This window comes from Phaeobacter sp. CC-HEC084, assembly GCF_059429255.1.
Genome location: NZ_JCAIJQ010000002.1, coordinates 215,405 through 231,696, shown reverse-complemented (window position 1 = coordinate 231,696; position 16,292 = coordinate 215,405). Strand labels below are relative to the sequence as shown.

The window sequence follows — 16,292 nt, the reverse complement described above, 5'->3', positions numbered from 1 at the left end:
TTTGATACGTTTACTTGATATTACCCCTATGACGGTCGTCGTGGCGCTTTCACTGACCTCCATGGCTGCTGCTGGCAGTGGAAACGTTGTTTATCTTGAGCAGGGCGACGGCACGAGCGCGGGCAACGAGCTATTTATTGACCAAAGTGACGCAACGAATTCGCTCGTCGCCGGTGCTCCAGACGGGCTGTCACCTGCCAGCCAGTACGGCACCTACAACAGCGGCGAGATCATTCTAGAAGGCGAAGGCGCAACTGTTTACTTCAGTCAAAACAATGCCTTAACCGGATCACCACTTGGCAATTCCGCGACCATCTTTGGCGGCGAATTGGCCTCCATCGTGTTGTCCCAAACCGGCTCCAGGAATACCGGTGAGATCTCCGTGACCGGCATCAATAACTCCGCGGGCCTTCTGCAGACCGGCAATGGCAACGATGGCAATGTCGATGTGTCCGGCTCCAACAATTCCGGCACCTTGGTTCAGACCGGCAATCAGAACAGTTTCAGCCTGTCTGTGGCGGGTGATTCGACAAATGTCACCTACACGCAGATTGGTAATGGACTGTCAGCGGTGAATGGAGCGGGGCCAACCGTCATTTCAAACGGCGGAACTGTTCTGATCACGCAGACGCGCTAGGCTGGCTGCGCCATGCGTCGACTGCTTTCGACCCTTGGACTTGCCTGCACCGTTTTGATGTCCGCGGGAACATCCACCGCCACAGCGCAATCCGCTGCAGCTGAGATTTCGATCATTCCCACCGCTCAAGGTGTGGAAATCGAAGGTCGCGTGATCGGACTGGACGAGGGTGAGGTGCAGGCTGCTCTGACAATCGTCAAATCCGACTCTGGCGGAACCTCCAACCTGACACAAAGCCGTGCAATCGGAATACACCGTGGGGAACGTCATGTCATAGGCAAGACGACCCTTTCGATACAGCCCGGCGGCAAGCTCTCGGTCGAGTTATCCGTAACGCAAGACGGAGCCGAAATTGCCACCGCGGTGTCCACATTCGGACCATAATTTCCAAGGAACAGGAATGGTAATGCTCAAATCGCTTTCTCTGGGTGCGCTTGCCGCGCTTGTAACGCTGATTGCGCCCCCGTCGTCTGCTCAAACAAAAGAACAGCTGCTTGAAGCTTTTTCCGGGAACTGGGTGGTCTTCGACACCGCATTCTCGACCAGTTCCACACCGTGTTCGCTCAGCCTGGAAAACAAGGTGGAACTCCACGGGGTAGTTGAGGAGTCTCAGTTGCGCCCCGTCGCCAATAGCCAAAACTGCGTTGTGCCGCTGAACAGCGTTTCAGCTTGGGACATCGAGCAGAACCAGCTTGTCCTCTACGCTCAGCAGGATGTTGTCGTTGCTCGGTTGGGCGGTAACCAATCCCGTGTCACAGGCGATCTTTCCGATTCTTTTGTCAGCCTCATTCTGGAACGACCAAACGGCGACGCCTATCAGGCCGCCTTCAGCCAGGCTGTGCGCCAACACCGTTGCATTTACCTTGGCTACACAAGCGACTGCGCAGAACGTTCCGATCTGGCAGCCCCTGTCATGAGCGAAGATGGGGGTGTCGTTGCCTCTCTGGGCCTTCTGGTCAACCTGAATGTCCGCGATCAGCCCAGACGGGATGCGCGGATCGTGGGTACACTGCCGCAGGGCGCATGCCTCAAGGTGAATTACTGCACTGTGGCCTCGGACGGTATCTGGTGCCGAGCCCGCTTCGGAGAAGCCAGCGGCTGGGTCAGCAAGACCGCACTGCGCCAGGAGAAATGGCCTGTCGCGACCTTCGTCAACGGCTGTGAAGCAGAATAATAGCTAAAGACAAGCGACCGTGTTCTCAGAAGGATGCGGTCGCCCCTCTGCAGCCTCGCTGCACTGCGCCGCACGCCGCCAGAGGCGCCAAACTGCAGGCATCAAAACACAACGCGTCCAGAACATCAGATCCGGGCGTCAGGCACTATATGTCGCTTTCGGGTATTTTTTCTTCTAACGGCGGCAAACGTGGTTTGCGTTGCAGAAGTTTTTGGTAGCGGAGGAGGGACTTGAACCCCCGACACGCGGATTATGATTCCGCTGCTCTAACCAGCTGAGCTACTCCGCCACTCGCTGTGTGGAGGCGATTTACGGAATGGGGCCGGTGGGGTCAAGCAGGAAAATCGGCTGTGCAGGATTTTCTGGTCAAAAAAATGGGCCGTCTTAAAATTTTACAATATTTACAGCACCTTAAACCACCAAACAAAATGACCGCAAAGACAGGCACTGTGAAACACATCGCAGCCTTGGCACCCGAGCGTTAGGCTGACTGGACGCCTCCTCCCCTACCTCACCCGCTGCGAAGCGAAACCCCGCGCTATCGCCGCGTTTTTCAGAATCGCATACTGCGCCGAGCAGCGGCGCAGTCACCGCGCAAGCGCCGCCTTCATCGCAGGATCGGGGAAACAAGTCGGGGGCTGCCCCGTGGCCTCTTGCCAGCGCCCGATGGAGCGGCGGGTCTTGTAACCGGCCAGCCCATCGGCGCCGCCGACATCATGCCCCTGCCCTATGAGCGCGCGCTGCATGGCGGCTACATCCGACCGCAGCAGCCCCCCGACGGAGCCCCAGCGGGCGTGAAAGTCGCCGACACCGAACTGGATGCGGTCCCCCACATGCCCCACGAACAGGGCGTATAGATCGCTCATGTTGTAGTCTTTCAGGACATAGAAATTTGGCGTCACCACGAAGGCAGGTCCGTATCGCCCGGCAGGCATCAACAGATACCCCTGCTGACCGCGTTCATGCGCAGGAAAGGGGCGCCCGGAGACACGGGTGATCCCCATTTCCTCCCAATCGGAAATAAGGCGGCCCTGATCCGGGCCTTCCAGCGTGCAAGAGACGCTGCCCGGAACTGAAACCTCAAACCCCCAGTCGCGCCCAGTTTGCCAGCCATGCCGCTTCAGATAGGTCCCGATTGAGGCGATGGTGTCGGCCTCTGACCCCCAGATATCCGCGCGGCCGTCGCCGTCGCCGTCTACGGCATGTTGCAGAAAGTTCGTGGGCATGAACTGCGGCTGGCCAAGGGCGCCAGCCCAGCTGCTCTTCATTGCATGGGCCGGCACGTGACCTGCCTCCGCGATCTGCAGCGCCGCGATCAACTCGGCCGAGAAATAGTCCGCGCGCGTGCTCATGAAGCCCTTGGTGGCGAGGACTTGAAAAGCGTCATGCGGAATGGCCGCCCGCCCATAGGCGCTTTCCCGCCCCCAGATCGCGAGGATGATCTGCCCGGGCACGCCGGTCTCCCGTTCGACCCTTGTCAGACTTGCCTTGTGGCGCCGGGCCATCTGGCGCCCGGTCGCCGTGGCGCCATCAACCGTGCCACGCCCGAAGTATTTCCCAGGTTTGCCGAATTCAGCCTGCCGCTGCGTTTTCGGCGTCTTGGCCGGGGCGCCAGGGGGCACCAGATCGGGCAGCTTCCAGTTCAGTGTCACGCCGTCAAAGGCGGCCTTAAACGTGCGACGCGAGACACCCGCCTGCCGAGCCTGCGGCCAGACCTCCTGCCGCAACCAGGTCTGGAACTGGCGCTCAATGGCGGCGTGATCCTGGGCCAAGGCCGAGCCGAGGCCGCCCAGCAGCAGAAAAACAACGAGCAGAGCACGCAAAACCATGAGGGACCTTCCGGGAAACAAACATCCTGCTGATCCCACCCGATCACGGGGCCCATGACAAGGGCTGAGCCTCAGCTCTCCGCGTTAGCCTCGGCTAGAACCCGCCGGGCCACCCGGAAGCACTCCAGCGCCTGCGGCACACCGCAATAAATCCCGATCACATGAATAATCGCCCGCAGTTCATCCTGTGTGACACCATTGTTCAGCGCCCCTTTGCAGTGAGTTTCCCACTCCTGCATCTTGCCCAGCGCGCCGATCATGGAAAGGTTCATCATCGACCGGGTCTTGGCATCGATGACATCATCGCCCCAGCCGAACCCCCAGCACCAGGCAGTCATCGCCTCCTGAAAGGGGCGGCTGAAATCATCCGCAGCGGCTAGATTGGCATCTACATATTCCGCCCCAAGGGTGGCGCGGCGCTGCTCAAGCCCCTTGAGAAACAGATCTTCGTCAAATGTGCTCATGCTGCGGCTCCGTGAATGCAGGATTTGGCGCCGGGTTCAGATAGCCCGGCGCAGCCAAGATGCCACTGATCTCAGCAGTATGGCCAGCATTGTCACATCAGAACGATGGATCATGGCAGCGGAGCAGTCCGGAACAGACGGATCTTCAACCCGCCATGTGCGACCGGTGCCCCGAAGGGCAAAAAGGGCAGTTGGGTCGCCTTTGCCAGACCGGTTTCGCTGGTCACGATACCCACCTGCCAGCCGGAAAAACGCTCTTTCAGGACCTGCCCCAGCGCGCCGTAAAGCGCGAAAAGCAGTTTCTTGTTGCCGATCCGCGCCCCATAAGGCGGGTTCACGATCACCAGCCCTGGCGCCCCCTCGGGCGGCATCAGATCGCTTACCGCAGCCTGCGAAAAGGACGTGCAGCCTGCAACACCCGCACGGGCGGCATTGGCAGTGGCCATCTCCACCGCACCCGCATTCCGGTCGGATCCGTAGAACCGCACCGGGGTCTCCTGCGAAACGACTGCGGCCTTCATCGCGGCAAAAGCATCCGCATCAAATGTCGCAAGTTGCTCAAAGGCAAAGCTGCGGCTGCGCCCTGGCGCCAGCCCCATGGCGATCTCGGCGGCCTCGATCACGAAGGTGCCGGAGCCGCACATCGGGTCCACTACTGTCTGGCTTCCGTCGAACCCGCATTCGCGCAGAAACAGCGCCGCCAGATTTTCCCGCATCGGCGCCTTGCCCACGGCCGATTTGTGGCCACGCTTGTGAAGCCCCTCGCCCGAAGTATCGACGCTGAACTGGCACAGGTTGTCCTCAATCCGGCATTTCAGCGTCACGCCTGCGCCGCTCATCTCATCACTGGCATTGGGCGGAATGATTGTGGCGCCCAGCTCTTCGGACAGGGCCCGTTCGATCCGTTGGGCGGCAGCGCCTGCGTGGTAGATTTTTGACTTCTTGTTGGTCGCCACCTCGACGCGGATCGGAACATCCGCGCGCAGTACATCCGCCCACGGAAATTTCCGTGCGCGTTTGTCCAGTTGCGCAAGGTGGAAGGCCCGGAAAGCACCGATCCGCGCCAGCACGCGCGCCGCGCCGCGCAGGTACAGGTTGGCGCGCCAGACCTCGGGCCAGCCGCCCTGCACCGTGACACCGCCGGGAACAGCCCGGGGATCGGAAAATTGCAGCTCACGCGCCTCGGCCAGCAGGGCCTGTTCAAGCCCCGGCGCCGCGGTCAGAAAGATCTCGAATGTGGATTCATCTGTCATGGCACCTTCCTTAGCCGGAAACTCAGAACACCGCGACGGGAAAACGCGATTCTCCCAGCGCCCTCGCCATCCCCACAACACGAGCCACCAATCCGGTTGATGCTGCGGTGCGGCAGCGGGTTTTCGCTGCGCCCGCATTGCAAACAGGTATCCTCAGATCAACTTTAATCACAACATTGTCAGGCACTTACATCATTACTAATTTTTTAGTTTGACAATCCGCCGCACCCTATGAAACTCCTGTAGCAGTCAGGTGCGAGCAACGCACATCTGGCCTTACTGACTTTAGGGAGGAGAAAGATGCGGAAGTATCTTTTGTCCGCAGCAGCGGTTTGCGCCGTGGTTGCGGGCCAAGCAGCATATGCCGATGAGGCAGCTGCCAAAAAATGGATTGATGAAGAATTCCAGCCATCGGCCCTGTCCAAGGATGAACAACTGTCCGAGATGCAGTGGTTCATTCAGGCGGCAGAGCCTTACAAGGGCATGGAAATCAACGTGCTGTCCGAGGGCATCCCCACGCACAGCTATGAATCGGAAGTTCTGACAAAAGCCTTTGAAGAAATCACCGGCATCAAGGTGAACCACCAGATCCTTGGTGAGGGCGAAGTCGTTCAGGCGGTTCAGACCCAAATGCAGACCAAGCGGAACCTCTATGACGCCTACGTCAACGATTCCGACCTGATCGGCACCCACTCGCGTCTGCAGCTTGCTTATAACCTCAGCGACATGATGGAAGGCGATTTCAAGGCGGTGACCAACCCCGGTCTCGACCTCGACGACTTCATGGGCACCCAGTTCACCACCGGTCCCGATGGCGATCTGTACCAGCTGCCCGACCAACAGTTCGCGAACCTCTACTGGTTCCGCAAAGACTGGTTCGACCGTGAAGACCTGCAAGCGGCCTTCAAAGAGAAATACGGCTACGATCTGGGCGTTCCGGTTAACTGGTCCGCTTATGAGGACATCGCTGAATTCTTCTCGGAAGATGTGAAGAACATCGATGGCGTCGATATCTACGGCCACATGGACTACGGCAAACGCGCGCCTGACCTTGGCTGGCGGATGACCGACGCCTGGCTGTCGATGGCGGGCGCAGGCTCCAAAGGTGAGCCGAACGGTGTGCCGATCGACGAATGGGGCATCCGCATGGAAGCAGGCACCTGCAACCCGGTTGGCGCCAGCGTCACCCGCGGTGGTGCCGCGAACGGCCCGGCTGCGGTCTATGCGATCCGCAAATGGGACGAATGGCTGCGCAAATACGCGCCTCCGGGTGCGGCGTCTTATGACTTCTACCAGTCCCTGCCCGCCCTGGCCCAAGGCAACGTGGCACAGCAGATCTTCTGGTACACCGCCTTCACCGCAGACATGGTGAAGCCGAAGTCCGAAGGCAACAACACCGTCGACGACAGCGGCACCCCGCTGTGGCGCATGGCGCCCTCTCCGCATGGCCCCTACTGGGAAGAAGGCCAGAAGGTCGGCTATCAGGACGTGGGTTCCTGGACCTTCCTCAACTCCACTCCGCTGGACCGCGCGCAGGCTGCATGGCTCTACGCTCAGTTCGTGGTGTCGAAAACCGTGGACGTGAAGAAATCCCACGTGGGTCTCACCTTCATCCGCGACAGCTCGGTCAACCACGAGAGCTTCTCTGAACGTGCCGAGAAACTCGGTGGTCTGGTGGAATTCTATCGTTCGCCCGACCGCGTGGCATGGTCGCCGACCGGTGTGAACGTTCCGGACTATCCCAAGCTGGCCCAGATCTGGTGGCAGCAGATCGGTGACGTAAACTCCGGCGCCTTCACGCCGCAGGAAGCGATGGATCGTCTTGCTCAGGAAATGGACATCACCATGAGCCGGATGCAGCGCGCTGACGAGCAGGCCAACATCTACGGCGGCTGTGGTCCGCGCCTGAACGAAGAGAAGGACGCGGAATGGTGGTACGCCAATGGCGGCGCCAAGCCGAAGCTGGAGAACGAGAAGCCTCAGGGCCAGACCGTCAACTATGACGAGCTGGTTGCCCGCTGGGCCAAGAACTAAGGGCTCCCTCCCCGCCGGGCGGCTCTCCGCCCGGCCGACCCACCCCGAAGCGGCCCATGTCCTGCTTCGGGGCATTTGCAAACCCCACGGAAGCGCGGATCGCGCTTTGGCTCTCTCGCCGACGCCCGCAGCGGCGCAGCGCAAGCGGGCCCATTCTCCGGAAAGACCAACCAAGATGGCTCTTGAACTTAAAAACGTGGTCAAGCGCGTCGGCGCGATTGAGCACATAAAAGACACGTCTCTGATACTGGAGAGCGGTCACTTCAACGTCCTTCTGGGCGCCACCGGGTCGGGCAAGACCTCATTGATCAAACTGATGGCCGGGTTGGACCCGATTGCCAGCGGCAGCGTGTGGATGGAAGGCCGGGACGTGACCCGCCTCAACACCCAGAAACGCAACATTAGCCTGGTGCACCAATTCTTTATCAACTACCCGCACATGACGGTTTTTGAAAACATCGCCTCCCCCTTGAAGGTCGCAGGCATGGCAAAATCCGAAATCGAAGGTCGGGTAGAAGACGCCGCGGATATCCTGCAGCTGCGCCCGATGCTGCACCGGCGCCCGCATGAACTCTCTGGCGGTCAGCAGCAACGCTGCGCCCTTGCCCGCGCGATTGCCAAGGAAAGCCAGGCGGTGTTCCTGGACGAACCGCTGGCGAACCTCGATTACAAACTGCGCGAAGAACTGCGCGACCAGCTACCAGAGCTTTTCGCCGGACGTGGTGCCGTTGTAGTCTATGCCACCTCGGAACCCGAAGAGGCGTTGCTGCTGGGCGGTAAGACCGCGCTGATGCGCGATGGCCACGTTACCCAGTTCGGCCCCACAGCAGAGATCTACCGCGACCCGCAAAACGTGGCCGCGGCCCGGGTGTTCTCGGATCCGCCGATCAACACCGCCGAAATCACCAAACAGGGCAACATGGCCCGGCTGACCCCGGATGTGACCTGGGTTCTGGAGGGCGCTGCCGCAGATCTGGCGGATGGCACCTATACCGTCGCAATCCGCCCCTATCACGTGCTGCCCGTCGCCACCACGCAGGCCACGGTCCGCATCGCCGGACGCGTGCAGGTGACCGAGCTTTCGGGCTCCGAAAGCAGCGCCCATTTCGATCTGGGCCTTGGCAGCACTCAGGGCAGCTGGGTCTCCCTTTCGGCCGGGGTTCACCCCTACCAGGTCGGTGAAATGCATGATTTTTATATGGATCCATCCGCGTGCTATTTCTTTGCACCCGATGGCTCCCGCGTGGCGTGAGGCAAGACTATGGCAAAAATTACCCTTTCAAAACTACGCCACAGCTACCTTCCGGCGCCGACCTCCGCGTCCGACTACGCCCTGAAGGAGATCGATCTCGACTGGTCCGACGGCGGCGCCTATGCGCTGCTTGGCCCCTCGGGTTGTGGTAAATCCACCCTGCTGAACATCATCTCAGGGCTTCTGGTGCCCTCCGAAGGTCAGATCCTGTTTGATGGCCAGGACGTCACCAAACTGCCCCCCGACCAGCGCAATATCGCGCAGGTGTTCCAGTTCCCGGTGATCTACGACACGATGACCGTTTACGACAACCTCGCCTTCCCGCTGCGCAATCGTGGCCGGGACGAGGCTATCGTACGCGAACGCGTCATGGCGATTGCCGAGATGCTCGAAGTCACCGAGATGCTGAACCAGAAGGCCGCAGGGTTGTCACCTGACAACAAGCAGAAGATCTCGATGGGCCGTGGCCTGGTGCGCGAGGACGTCAATGTGGTGATGTTCGACGAGCCGCTGACGGTGATCGACCCGCATCTGAAATGGAAACTGCGCTCCAAGCTGAAAGAGCTGCACCAGCGCGTGAAGGCGACGATGATCTACGTCACCCACGACCAGACCGAGGCACTGACCTTTGCCGATCAGGTGGTGGTGATGCAGCTTGGCGAAGTGGTGCAGATCGGCACGCCGGTTGAGCTGTTCGAACGCCCCGCGCATACGTTTGTCGGCCATTTCATCGGCTCGCCGGGTATGAACATCCTGCCCTGCACCTTTGACGGAGAGGCAAAGATCGAAGGCCAGCACGTCGCCCTCGAAGGCCCCGTGCGCGGCACCCCTAATGGTAAGACCGAGATCGGCATCCGCCCGGAGTTCGTCTCGCTCTCAGACAGCGGCCTGCCCGCCACCGTAACCAAGGTGTCCGACATCGGCCGCCACACGGTGGTCGAATGCAACTGCCTTGGCCACAAGGTCAACGCCGTGATCGAGGAAGGCGCCGCCCCGTACAAAGGCGATGAAACCCACCTCGCCTTCCGCCAAGACCAGACCCGCCTTTACGTGGACGGCTGGCTCGCCACAGACCCGGAGTAACAGCAAATGAAAACCGAAAACCAAAAAGCATGGTTCTTTGTGCTGCCGGTCTTGCTGCTGGTGGCCTTTAATGCGCTCATCCCGATGATGACCGTCGTCAACTACTCGGTGCAGGAGACCTTCGGCGACAACGTCTTTTTCTGGCAGGGGCTCGACTGGTTCGAACAGATCCTGCGCTCCGACCGGTTCCACGCGGCGCTGGGGCGTCAGTTCCTCTTCACCTTCCTGATCCTAATCATCGAGGTGCCCTTGGGCATCGCGATTGCGCTGTCGATGCCACGCAAAGGGTTCTGGGTGCCGGTCTGCCTCGTGCTGATGGCGCTGCCGATGCTGATCCCCTGGAACGTGGTGGGCGCGATGTGGAACATCTTCACCCTCCCCGATATCGGCCTTCTGGGCTATTTCCTGAACCACACGCTTGGCATCAACTACGACATGACGCAGGATCCGGTCGCGGCCTGGGTGACCATCGTCACCATGGACGTCTGGCACTGGACCTCGCTGGTGGTGCTTCTGTCCTATGCGGGTCTCGTCTCGATCCCCGACGCCTATTATCAGGCAGCCAAGATCGACGGCGCCTCTAACTGGGCGGTGTTCCGGTTCATCCAGCTGCCCAAGATGAAAACCGTCCTGACCATCGCGATCCTGCTCAGGTTCATGGACAGCTTCAACATCTACACCGAGCCTTTCGTTCTGACCGGCGGTGGCCCCGGCAACTCCACCACGCTCCTGTCGATCGATCTGGTGAAAATCGCGCTGGGTCAGTTCGACCTTGGCCCCGCCGCCGCGATGTCGCTCATCTACTTTGCAATAACGCTTCTGGTCAGCTGGCTGTTCTACACGCTGATGACCAAAGACGATCAGAATTAAGGGAGGGATCAGATGCAGAAACGTTCCATCGTCCCCATCGTCTATATCCTGTTCCTCATGCTGCCGATCTACTGGCTGGTGGCGATGAGCTTCAAGACAACCAATGAAATCCTCGCGGGCTTTTCGCTCTTTCCGCAGACCTTCACGCTGGAGAACTACAAGGTCATCTTCACCGATCCGACCTGGTACTGGGGTTATATCAACTCGATCCTCTACGTGACGATCAACACGGTGATTTCGGTCGCGGTGGCCCTTCCGGCCGCCTATGCCTTCAGCCGCTACCGCTTTCTCGGAGACAAGCAGCTGTTCTTCTGGCTGCTCACCAACCGGATGGCCCCTGCAGCGGTCTTCGCTCTGCCCTTCTTCCAGCTCTATTCGGCTGTGGGGCTGTTCGACACCCATCTGGCGGTGGCGCTGGCGCACTGCCTGTTCAACATCCCGCTCGCGGTCTGGATTCTCGAAGGTTTCATGGGCGGCATTCCCAAGGAGCTGGATGAGACCGCCTATGTGGATGGCTATTCCTTCCCGCGGTTCTTTGCCGTGATCTTCATCCCATCGATCAAGGCCGGGGTCGGCGTTGCTGCCTTCTTCTGCTTCATGTTCTCCTGGGTGGAGTTGCTGCTGGCCAAAACCCTGACTGCCGTGGCGGCCAAACCCATCGCTGCCACCATGACCAAAACCGCCTCCAGCGCCGGCTATGAGCTGGGCCTTCTGGCGGCTGCGGGCACATTGACAATCATTCCGGGCGCCATCGTGATTTGGTTCGTCCGCAACTACATCGCAAAGGGTTTTGCGATGGGGAGGGTTTGACATGCTATCCTGGATGGCCTGGACTTGGCCGACGGCGCTGGTCTTTATCGGTATCTTTTCTGCAATCGGCGTTCTCATCGCGCTTGAGATCCGTCACCCCGGCGGCGACCTGCGCAAGGGGGTCCTGGGGCTCGAAACCACTCGCGGCGACCGGCTGTTCATCAGCCTCCTCGGGACCGCCTATATCTTTCTGGCCTGGCTCGGTCTGATCGGCATGCCCCTGTGGATCCCGCTCGGCCTGTCTATCGCCTGGGGCGTCTTCTGCTTCTGGAAGGTGTGACGGCGGGCCCACCCGGCGGGTCAAGGAGGCCGAAGGCCCCGCCAAAGGCGGCTTGTCCTTGACGCGCACGCCTTCAATACCCTTGAAAACGGCCTTGAGAGGCAGATCTGCCCCTCAAGGCCTTCTCAGCAAATCGGGCCTTTTCTGCTGGTGCACAGAGGTCTCTGCCCTACGAGGTCGGGCAACCAGAAATCTGCGTGCCTGGCCTCTGCTAAAAAAATAGTTTTCAACCCCTCCCCCTTTCCCCTAGCATAAGCGGAAGACCAAAATGGATCAGGCAACTGCGCGCATGCGAAAGAAACAGGACAAATCGCTCCTCACCGAAGTGGAACTGGAGTTCATGACCGTGGTCTGGGAAACCGGCGGCGGCACCGTGCGCGATATTCTGGCCGAGCTGAACAAGGTGCAGGAACGCGCCTATACCTCGGTCGCAACGGTCCTGAAAATCATGGAGCAGAAGGGTTTCCTAACCAGTGAACGGGCTGACCGGTCGCTGGTCTACCGCCCCGCTGTTCCCAAGGCAGAGTACCAGAAAACATCTCTGAAAAACCTTTCGAGCAAACTCTTCAACGGAGCCCCGGCCGCCCTTGTTGCCCGGCTTGTCGATGATGAGGACGTGACCGACGAAATGCTCGAAGAGATGAGAGCGCTTCTGGAGGAAAGGCTGGGGGACAATGCAACCTGATGCTCTACTGAATGCCTATCTTGATCTGAACCTGCTGCTGTTTGCGGGCGCGGCGCTCTGGCTGGTCGCGCGAAAACTGCTGTCCCGCAGCGCTTTCGGCTCAACCTACCGCCCGCAATTACAGCTGCTGAACACGGTGACGCTGCTGCTCGCACTGTCTCCGCTGCTGGTATTGGCCCTGACCAGCCTGGTCTTTGCCCATCCACCCAACCTGTCGGACCTTCTGGTTGCGCAATATCTGCAGGGTCATGTCGGGATGAGCGCAACCCGGTTCGAGGATCTTCTGGGCCTGCGCGAGGATCTGGTTCGCACCCTGACCAGCGATCGACCTCTCTGGGCACAGGCGACGCTGGCCGCTCTGGCCGCAGGCGCAGCCTTCTGCACGGCGCAATTGGCGGTGTCGGTCCTGCGCCTGCGGAGCAGCCTGCGGCAGGCCTTTGCCTGGAAACGCATCGGCAGCGTGCGGCTGCTGTTGTCTGATGAGGCCCGCGTCGCCTATTCCACCCGCAGTCTTTTTACGCGCTACGTGGTTCTGCCGACCGCCCTGCTGGAGGATCCGCAGGATCTGCGCCTGACCGTCGCGCATGAATTGCAGCACTTCCGGCAGCGAGACATCGAATGCGAATTTCTCCTCGATGCGCTGCGACCGCTGCTGTTCTGGAATCCCGCCTTCTACCTGTGGCGCCGCGAAGTGCGGCTGCTGCGTGAATTTGCCTGCGATCAGGCGATGATGGCACGGCCTCATTTCGATCTGCGCGCCTATTGCGAATGCCTGATCCGCGCCTGCGCCCATGCGGCCAAGGACCCGGTACTGTTTGCCCGCCGCAGCCCTGCGGTGGCCCTGGTGGATCGCCGCGAAACAGGTCGTGGCGCATCAGCGCTGGAACGCCGCCTGCTCGCCGTGACCGCCGACCAGAGCGCAAAAGCCAGCCCGCTGGGCTGGGCCATCATCTCGGGCCTGATGGTTGCTGCGGTGATGACAACGGCCCTGTTGCTGCAACGCCCCGCCGACTGGAGCCATGATCGGATCATGCTCTCAACCATCGTGAACCTTGAGCGCATGGCCAGCCGCGCGGCCACCACTCCGCAGACTGCCTCCGCCGCCCTGACAGGCAGCTTCACGACCGCTGGTTTTGGCACGGATCGCCCGTAACGGGCAGCTTCTTCCCTCCTCCGCCTATTCTCTGTGCTTGCCTCGGCAAGCGCTTCCACATGTGGCCTGTACCGGGCCTGCAGCGGATAATTGCGGCCAAACCTTTGCAGAGCAGGCAAAAGATCCTATCAAGGCTTCAGGAGGAGCCAAACCGAATGAAGCTGAACCCCGTCGATATCTCGAAAACCGCCTCGGCCTCGTCGATCGTTTTCGAAGCCCTGCGCAAGGCCATCATTGAAGGTGACCTGAAAGAGGGCGAACCGCTGCGGCAGGATGAAATCGCCGGGCTGTTCAACACCAGCCGGATCCCGGTCCGCGAGGCGATCTCGCGGCTTGAGGAACAGGGGCTGGTCAAGACCCAGCGTTACAAGGGCGCGGTTGTGTCTGGCCTCTCTCCGGAAGAGGCGCAGGAGATCTTTGACCTGCGGGCGCTGATCGAACCCGAAGTGATCCGCCGTGCGGTCCCGCAGATGACGCCAGAGGTCCTGGAGCAGGCCCGCCAGTGTCTGGAAGCGTTTTCCGCATCGGACGATCCCCTGACCTGGGGTCAGCTGAACCGGGATTTCCATTCGCAGCTCTACGCGGCTAGCGGCCTGCAATATCATCTCGATGTGATCGACAATGCCATGGACCGGGTCGACAGATATTTGCGCGCGCAGCTGGTGCTGTCCAATGGCATGCAGCGCGCCCATGAAGAACACCTTGCCATTCTTGAGGCCTGCAGCAACGGCGATGCCGCCCTGGCAGCAGAGCTGACACGTGCGCATATCGCGGATGCCTGCACTTCGCTGGTGGAAAACATCGCCAACCTGCGCTGACGCCCAGCACCCCAATGAACTGTCCAAAGTTTACCGACAGTCATGGCCTCCGCAGTGCCCTGAAATTGCTCTGAACCTCGGCAAATCGGGCGTTTGCGCAGCATCACATCAGCCTATGAACCAATATTTTACCGCAAAACGGGAAAATATTTCCGTGGAACGGTGAATGATTGTAGAACTGCCGCACGGCGCGTCAGGGGGCAGAGCGCGCTATTCACTCATTCTTCCACTGTCTGACCTGGCCTCGGTCTGGAGAACGCTCGATTGAACGTGACACCCCGCAGAGTTGTCTTTCTGGGCGCCGGAGCGATCGGGTGTTTCCTCGGTGCGCATTGGGCAGCGGCCGTGCAGGCGGCGGGCGGGCGTCTTGGCCTGATCGGACGGGCCGCCACTTGGGCACAGATCGGTGCCGGACCGCTGCGACTGACCGGCGGCAGGGCGGCGGACACTGACCTGTCGCTTCTGGACCTGCACGACAGCCCCGAGGCCTTGTCAGAGGCCGATCTTATCGTGCTGACGCTCAAATCCATCGGGCTGGAGCGGGCGATCGAAGAGATCCGCGCCTACGCCGCCGAAGGAACGCCGATCCTCTGCCTGCTGAACGGAGTGTCCGCGGTGGAGCAGCTGGGTACCGCCTTTCCCGCTCATCCGGTCATCGCCGGTATGGTGCCCTTCAATGTAGTCTGGGCATCCGGCAACCACCTGCATCGGTCCAGCGCCGGGCAGCTGAAGTTGGAACGCACCCCAGTCAGCGCTGCCCTTGCCGAGATCATCGCAGCCACCGGCGCCCCGGCAGAGCTGCAGGATGCGCTGAAGCCCATTCAATACGGCAAGCTGCTGTTGAACCTGATCAATCCGATCAATGCCCTCAGCGGCCTGCCGCTTCATGCCATGCTCTGCCAATCGGAGTACCGCCGGATATACGCGGCCACGCTGCGCGAAGCGCTCCGGGTCTATGACGAAGCAGGGGTTACCTGGCAGACCGTCGGTCCCCTCTCCCCGCGGCTGGTGCAATGGTTGCTGCGTTTGCCCGACGCGCTGTTCAATAGGACATTGCTGCGACTTCAGAAACTCGATCCGGCGTCGATGACCTCCATGGCCGTCGATCTGGCCGCGGGCAGGCCCACCGAAATCGATGCGATCACCGGCGAAATCCTGCGCTTGGCCGCAGCTGCCGACTGTCCAGCGCCCATCAACAGTGCCCTTTACGACCTGATCAAAGCCCAAGAGGCCGCGCCGACGCCAAAGCAAGGCCATTCGGCAGCCGCCCTGGCCCAACTGCTGAGACTGTAAGATGACCCCGTCCGCACAAACACCCATGGTCTTTGGCCCCCTGAAAACACGGAACACGCCGAAACAGGCCCGCGCTGTCCAGCGCATCCACATCATTCTGTCCGCTACGGCCGATCTCTTGTCAGATCATCCGGTGCAAACGATCACGACCACACAGATTGCCACTCATGCCGGTATCCCGGTCAGCTCCATTTACCGCTATTTCTCCGATGTGAATCAGGTGTTGCGCGAGCTCTACCTGCAAAGCGCGCAGGAACTGCGGGACAAGGTTCTGGAGACGCTGGAAAACACCGAGACAAGACCGGGCTGGCGCGACAGGTTGCATCACATCATCCTTACCCAAAGAGACTACGTTAGGAACAATCCTTACTACCGCTTGCTGCTGATGTACTTCGTCTCGGCCCGTCCGGCAGTCGCTGCCCGAGACCGAGAACGTGAATACACCACCGAACTGATGGAAATGCGCTGGAAACGCGGTCAGGACGGGTTTCATGGTGGCGATCCAAAGGTGGTGGCCCAGACGGTACTGCAGATCGCGGTTGCCATGGAGGATATGATCGCGGCTCAGTCCAACCCAGAAAACGCGGATATCTACGCGCAGGAGTTTCTCACCCTGCTGGATTCCTATCTGGCGAATTACTTAGAGGACTGATTCCG

17 protein-coding genes and 1 tRNA gene are annotated in these 16,292 nt (G+C 60.4%); 14 read left to right on the top strand and 4 right to left on the bottom strand.

Going from position 1 to position 16,292, the window contains the following annotated elements; genetic code table 11:
* Positions 1 to 28 precede the first annotated feature (28 nt).
* The 3 genes from AC5SSZ_RS01550 to AC5SSZ_RS01540 are packed head-to-tail and all read left to right on the top strand — an operon-like array spanning position 29 to position 1,811.
* Complete coding sequence (locus AC5SSZ_RS01550; protein ID WP_274832730.1) at positions 29 to 637, top strand: hypothetical protein; 609 nt, start codon at positions 29 to 31, stop codon at positions 635 to 637.
* 12 nt (positions 638 to 649) lie between these two features.
* A complete protein-coding gene (csgH, locus tag AC5SSZ_RS01545; protein ID WP_274832729.1) occupies positions 650 to 1,021 on the top strand; it encodes a curli-like amyloid fiber formation chaperone CsgH in 372 nt (123 codons plus the stop codon).
* Positions 1,022 to 1,037: 16 nt separating this feature from the next.
* Complete coding sequence (locus AC5SSZ_RS01540; RefSeq protein WP_082996023.1) at positions 1,038 to 1,811, top strand: SH3 domain-containing protein; 774 nt, start codon at positions 1,038 to 1,040, stop codon at positions 1,809 to 1,811.
* Positions 1,812 to 2,023: 212 nt separating this feature from the next.
* Here AC5SSZ_RS01540 and AC5SSZ_RS01535 read toward each other — a convergent pair.
* The 4 genes from AC5SSZ_RS01535 to AC5SSZ_RS01520 form a co-directional block, all read right to left on the bottom strand.
* A tRNA-Met gene (locus AC5SSZ_RS01535) sits at positions 2,024 to 2,100 on the bottom strand.
* A gap of 298 nt (positions 2,101 to 2,398) precedes the next feature.
* Positions 2,399 to 3,640, bottom strand: a complete 1,242-nt coding sequence (locus AC5SSZ_RS01530) for a lytic murein transglycosylase (RefSeq protein ID WP_495436426.1) — start codon at positions 3,638 to 3,640, stop codon at positions 2,399 to 2,401.
* A 71-nt stretch (positions 3,641 to 3,711) separates the two neighbouring features.
* On the bottom strand, positions 3,712 to 4,104 hold the full coding sequence (locus AC5SSZ_RS01525; RefSeq protein WP_369000992.1) for a carboxymuconolactone decarboxylase family protein: 393 nt from the start codon (positions 4,102 to 4,104) through the stop codon (positions 3,712 to 3,714).
* 110 nt (positions 4,105 to 4,214) lie between these two features.
* Positions 4,215 to 5,357 (bottom strand): THUMP domain-containing class I SAM-dependent RNA methyltransferase, encoded by a 1,143-nt coding sequence (locus tag AC5SSZ_RS01520; protein WP_495436422.1) that lies wholly within the window; start codon positions 5,355 to 5,357, stop codon positions 4,215 to 4,217.
* 300 nt (positions 5,358 to 5,657) lie between these two features.
* Between AC5SSZ_RS01520 and AC5SSZ_RS01515 the strand changes: the two genes are divergently transcribed.
* The 11 genes from AC5SSZ_RS01515 (at position 5,658) to AC5SSZ_RS01465 (ending at position 16,287) form a co-directional block, all read left to right on the top strand.
* Positions 5,658 to 7,391, top strand: a complete 1,734-nt coding sequence (locus AC5SSZ_RS01515) for an ABC transporter substrate-binding protein (RefSeq protein ID WP_274839877.1) — start codon at positions 5,658 to 5,660, stop codon at positions 7,389 to 7,391.
* 175 nt (positions 7,392 to 7,566) lie between these two features.
* Positions 7,567 to 8,643, top strand: coding sequence for an ABC transporter ATP-binding protein (locus AC5SSZ_RS01510; RefSeq protein ID WP_495436418.1), 1,077 nt, complete (start codon positions 7,567 to 7,569; stop codon positions 8,641 to 8,643).
* A 9-nt stretch (positions 8,644 to 8,652) separates the two neighbouring features.
* Positions 8,653 to 9,726, top strand: coding sequence for an ABC transporter ATP-binding protein (locus tag AC5SSZ_RS01505; RefSeq protein ID WP_495436416.1), 1,074 nt, complete (start codon positions 8,653 to 8,655; stop codon positions 9,724 to 9,726).
* A gap of 6 nt (positions 9,727 to 9,732) precedes the next feature.
* Complete coding sequence (locus AC5SSZ_RS01500; protein WP_065271224.1) at positions 9,733 to 10,596, top strand: carbohydrate ABC transporter permease; 864 nt, start codon at positions 9,733 to 9,735, stop codon at positions 10,594 to 10,596.
* Between the two features lie 12 nt (positions 10,597 to 10,608).
* Positions 10,609 to 11,406 (top strand): carbohydrate ABC transporter permease, encoded by a 798-nt coding sequence (locus tag AC5SSZ_RS01495; RefSeq protein ID WP_065271225.1) that lies wholly within the window; start codon positions 10,609 to 10,611, stop codon positions 11,404 to 11,406.
* A gap of 1 nt (position 11,407) precedes the next feature.
* Positions 11,408 to 11,686 (top strand): DUF2160 domain-containing protein, encoded by a 279-nt coding sequence (locus AC5SSZ_RS01490; protein WP_065271226.1) that lies wholly within the window; start codon positions 11,408 to 11,410, stop codon positions 11,684 to 11,686.
* Between the two features lie 289 nt (positions 11,687 to 11,975).
* Positions 11,976 to 12,371, top strand: a complete 396-nt coding sequence (locus AC5SSZ_RS01485; RefSeq protein WP_274829675.1) for a BlaI/MecI/CopY family transcriptional regulator — start codon at positions 11,976 to 11,978, stop codon at positions 12,369 to 12,371.
* Positions 12,361 to 13,524, top strand: a complete 1,164-nt coding sequence (locus AC5SSZ_RS01480) for a M56 family metallopeptidase (protein ID WP_495436411.1) — start codon at positions 12,361 to 12,363, stop codon at positions 13,522 to 13,524. The genes AC5SSZ_RS01485 and AC5SSZ_RS01480 overlap by 11 nt, the downstream gene beginning before the upstream one ends.
* A 155-nt stretch (positions 13,525 to 13,679) precedes the next feature.
* Positions 13,680 to 14,342, top strand: a complete 663-nt coding sequence (locus AC5SSZ_RS01475; RefSeq protein ID WP_274832724.1) for a GntR family transcriptional regulator — start codon at positions 13,680 to 13,682, stop codon at positions 14,340 to 14,342.
* A gap of 270 nt (positions 14,343 to 14,612) precedes the next feature.
* Positions 14,613 to 15,635: a 2-dehydropantoate 2-reductase gene (locus AC5SSZ_RS01470; protein ID WP_495438310.1), complete on the top strand. Its 1,023-nt coding sequence runs from the start codon at positions 14,613 to 14,615 to the stop codon at positions 15,633 to 15,635.
* Between the two features lies 1 nt (position 15,636).
* Positions 15,637 to 16,287 (top strand): TetR/AcrR family transcriptional regulator, encoded by a 651-nt coding sequence (locus tag AC5SSZ_RS01465; RefSeq protein ID WP_495436408.1) that lies wholly within the window; start codon positions 15,637 to 15,639, stop codon positions 16,285 to 16,287.
* Positions 16,288 to 16,292 lie beyond the last annotated feature (5 nt).